Annotated in this window: 9 protein-coding genes; 4 read left to right on the top strand and 5 right to left on the bottom strand. The window is 61.6% G+C overall.

From position 1 onward, the window contains the following. Positions 1-297 (bottom strand): BON domain-containing protein (locus AB4Z11_RS26900; RefSeq protein ID WP_442028906.1); only part of this gene is annotated, 297 nt, incomplete at its 3' end. Positions 298-470: 173 nt separating this feature from the next. Between AB4Z11_RS26900 and AB4Z11_RS26905 the strand changes: the two genes are divergently transcribed. From AB4Z11_RS26905 to AB4Z11_RS26920, 4 genes are all read left to right on the top strand, one after another. Continuing rightward, complete coding sequence (locus AB4Z11_RS26905) at positions 471-920, top strand: glycine zipper 2TM domain-containing protein (RefSeq protein ID WP_442028907.1); 450 nt, start codon at positions 471-473, stop codon at positions 918-920. A gap of 15 nt (positions 921-935) precedes the next feature. Continuing rightward, on the top strand, positions 936-1,088 hold the full coding sequence (locus AB4Z11_RS26910; RefSeq protein ID WP_442028908.1) for a DUF3309 domain-containing protein: 153 nt from the start codon (positions 936-938) through the stop codon (positions 1,086-1,088). Positions 1,089-1,132: 44 nt separating this feature from the next. Next, positions 1,133-1,483, top strand: a complete 351-nt coding sequence (locus AB4Z11_RS26915; protein ID WP_442028909.1) for a hypothetical protein — start codon at positions 1,133-1,135, stop codon at positions 1,481-1,483. Between the two features lie 68 nt (positions 1,484-1,551). Beyond that, the gene (locus AB4Z11_RS26920; protein WP_442028910.1) at positions 1,552-2,160 is read left to right on the top strand and encodes a Crp/Fnr family transcriptional regulator; all 609 of its coding nucleotides are present in this window, start codon (positions 1,552-1,554) and stop codon (positions 2,158-2,160) included. Here AB4Z11_RS26920 and AB4Z11_RS26925 read toward each other — a convergent pair whose 3' ends face one another. From AB4Z11_RS26925 to AB4Z11_RS26940, 4 genes are all read right to left on the bottom strand, one after another. After that, entirely contained in the window at positions 2,161-2,547 is a 387-nt protein-coding gene (locus tag AB4Z11_RS26925; RefSeq protein ID WP_442028911.1) for a hypothetical protein, read from the bottom strand. Positions 2,548-2,556: 9 nt separating this feature from the next. After that, positions 2,557-2,943 (bottom strand): phage holin family protein, encoded by a 387-nt coding sequence (locus AB4Z11_RS26930; protein ID WP_442028912.1) that lies wholly within the window; start codon positions 2,941-2,943, stop codon positions 2,557-2,559. A 21-nt stretch (positions 2,944-2,964) separates the two neighbouring features. After that, positions 2,965-3,267, bottom strand: a complete 303-nt coding sequence (locus AB4Z11_RS26935; protein WP_442028913.1) for a DUF883 family protein — start codon at positions 3,265-3,267, stop codon at positions 2,965-2,967. Positions 3,268-3,291: 24 nt separating this feature from the next. Then, positions 3,292-3,456 (bottom strand): ferritin-like domain-containing protein (locus AB4Z11_RS26940; protein WP_442028914.1); only part of this gene is annotated, 165 nt, incomplete at its 5' end.

A 3,456-nucleotide genomic window follows, 5' to 3' on the forward strand; every position in this document is an offset into this window, starting at 1 on the left:
GTTTTTCACCGACTTCACGCCGTTCACGCCGCGTGCGACTTCGCCTGCTTTGGTGATGTCAGCCGGCTGGGCCACAAAGCCGCTCAGCTGCACAACGCCTTTATAGGTTTCGACATTGATTTCGGTGGACTTCAGGGTCGGTTCATTGAAGATGCTGGCCTTCACTTTGGTGGTCAGGGCGGCATCGTCGATGTATTCGCCGGCGCTTTCTTTGGTTGGAGTCGAAGAACAGCCAACCACACTGAACACAGTAGCGGCAGCGAACACAGCCATAGCAATATTGCGGGCGATTTTCATTTTGCTTCTCCTTGGTTGATGGTAGGTGCAGTCGCCTTGCGACTTGCCTAGTGTCCAGCTAATTGCCTGCGCGTTCTGTTCGATGGCGAACATATAAGCCAGGGTGCGGCATCGCACAGACCCATGTGTGGTGGCTGACTATGCTGGCTACACATCATTCTGGAGGACATCAAATGAAATCGACTACCACCCTGGCAGCGATGATGATTGCGGTCGCTGCCCTCACGACCGGCTGCGCCAGCAGCAGCAACTACCCGGCCGACACGGACTACTCGACGCGGGCGGATGCAAGCACGTACGGCACCATCGACTCGATCCAGGTTGTGCGCGTCGATCAATCCACCAGTGGCGCAGGCGCTGTGGCAGGCGGCCTGATTGGCGCCCTGGCCGGTAACCAGATCGGTTCCGGTACCGGCCGCACCGCCGCTACCGCTGCCGGTGCCATCGGCGGCGCTGTCGTCGGCAACCAGATCGAAAAGAACCGCAACGCTCCGCACGATATGTACCAGATCAGCGTGCGTCTGGATAACGGCGACTACCGCACCGTGAACCAGGACAGCGCTTACGACCTGCGCGTGGGCAGCCGCGTGCGTATGGTCGACGGCCGCATCTACCGTTACTAAACAAGGAGAATATCCATGGGAACCATTCTGCTGATCGTGCTGGTGCTGCTGGTGGTTGGCGCACTTCCGACTTGGCCTTACAGCCGCAGCTGGGGCTTTGCCCCGAGCGGGCTGGTGGGCATTATCGTCGTGGTGCTGCTGATTATGCTGCTTACCGGCAGGCTGTAGACCCGGGGCGCTTCGGCGCCCTTTCTTTTTCCAGGAGAATGACGATGAAAAAGATCCTGATTGGCGCTGCACTGGCAGCAGGGCTATGCAGCGCATACGCCCAGACCACCCCACCTGAAGTCGCACGTCACCAGGCGCAGGAACTGAGACACGGTGACCCGGCCCGCTGGTACAAGCCCGACCGCGGCGCGAAGGCCGAACTGGCCACCCTGCGCAAGGAAAACCAGGCGGCACTGGCCGAAGCGCTGCAAGGCTGCAAACAGGCCGGCGCCGGCGCGCGCAGCGATTGCGTACGCGAAGCGCGTGCCACCTACAACGCGGACATGGCGAATATCCGCGAGCAGCGACTCGCCGCAAAAGAGATGCAAAAAACGTACGAAACCAGCGGACGCTGAGCCGTGGTTATACCTGTCCACTGATTTGGAATTAGCCAAAGGGGAGCGGCCTCGGCTAGCATGCTGGAATGGCAACTCCCTTTCTCACGCACCGCGCCGAATTGCGGGATACCGTCGCGCAGAAACTTGGCATCGCCGGCGATCTCTACGACTGCTACACCAGGCTGCTGCACGACGCGGCACAAACCCCATTCCGCAAAGGCGATTATCTGCAGCGCGCAGGCGAGCCGGCCCAGGACTTCTTCTGGCTCGGCAGCGGCATCGTGCGCCGCGGTTACTTCAGTGCGGAAGGCGAAGACATCACGCTCGGCTTCATGTGTGCCGGCGACAATTCCGGTTCCTACAGCGATTTGCAGGCCGGCCGCGATGGCTTGCCCGCGCGCGAATTCTTTATCGCCGAAACGGCGGTCGTGGGTTAYCGCATCAGCTGGGCGCGCCTGCAGGAGCTGCTGGCCAAACACAGCTGCGCCCAGGGCTATCTGGAAAAAGTCATGGAGCGCGCCGTCGGCCGCTACGCCCAGAACCTGCGCATTCTCGCCCTGCCTTCGGCCAGCGAGCGCCTGGACGCCTTCCGCGAAGTCTATCCCGGCCTGGAGCCGCTGATTTCGCAGCGCGCGCTGGCGTCCTTCCTGGGTGTCACCACCCAGTACATGTCTCAGCTCAAACGCACGGTCTGATCAGGGATTCGGATTGGCTTTGCGGTGCATCAGCCAGCCCACGCCGGCTGCTACGAGCGCCACCACCGCCAGCGCCGGCTTGACCAGTTTCTTGCGCATGATGAAGGAGCCCACCGTCAGCGCATACGGCGCCAGCGATTTGATGGAGCGGTAATTGAGCTTGCTGGCCAGCCCTTCCGCGCTGCCGATGCCGCCCAGCAGATTGCCCAGACGGTTCTGCAGCGCGCCCACTGCATGGTCCACCGCCCCATGCAGCAACGCATCCGGATGCAGGGCGTTCGCCACCTGATACTTGGCCTGCATCACGCTCAGGCGATACAGCTCGCCTTCGCGGATCAGGCGCTCCTTGTTGGCGGCAAGCGCCGCCTGTTTTTCTTTCTTGCTCATGAAAACCCTTTACAAGAGCGCGTCGCGGTCTGCCTTCAGCTCGGCCATCGTGGCCGGCAGCGAAAGCTTGCCTTGCTTGATCAGGCTGGTGGCGTACCAGATCAGGCCAATCGCGATCACGGCAAAGGCCACGGCCAGGATCAGCAGAATCTTCCAGCCCAGTGCGGCCCAGGCCAGATAGATCAGCGTCGCGGTGCCGAAAGCGATGGCGAACCAGGCAGCCAGCATCGCCAGCGCAAACACCACCGACAACTGCATCAGGTGATTGCGTAGCTCAGACAGCTCCAGGGCCGCCAGCTCCAGCCGCGACAGCAGCAGGCGCATGGTGTTGCGAACGACCGCCGACAGGGACCCGATCAGGCCCGGCTGCGGCGGGGCGGCTTGTTCCTCGTCCATGTGTTCGCCTGCCATGGCGGCTTACTTGCGGCCCAGGATGACGCCCACCAGCAAACCCACGCCGGCGGCCACTGCGATCGAGCGCCAAGGGTTTTCTTTGACATAGGCGTCCGTCGAGCTGGCCATCTCTTTGGTGGCTGCCACCGCGCTGGCCTGGGCTTCCTGTGCTTTTGCCAGGGCGCTGTCCAGGGCGCGCATGCCGCGGCCACGCAGTTCTTCAGCCTTTTCGCCGGTCAGCGCGGTGGCTGCGGTAAACAGGGCTTGGGCGTCCTTGACCAGGGTCTTGACGTCGTTGTTGACGGTACTGATGTTATTTTCCAGCATGATAGGACTCCTCTTCGGCTTCGGTTATATCAACAAATCCCGCATATCGTCGGCGTGTTCCTCTTCGACCGCCATGATTTTGATCAAAAGCTGTTTAGTCGTCGGGTCGCTGTCGCCAATCTGTTCGATCATCTGGCGATAGGACTCGATCGCCACACGCTCTGCAACCAGGTTGGCGCGGACCATGGC

This window comes from Pseudoduganella sp. RAF53_2 (assembly GCF_052113985.1).
Lineage (GTDB): Bacteria > Pseudomonadota > Gammaproteobacteria > Burkholderiales > Burkholderiaceae_D > Rugamonas.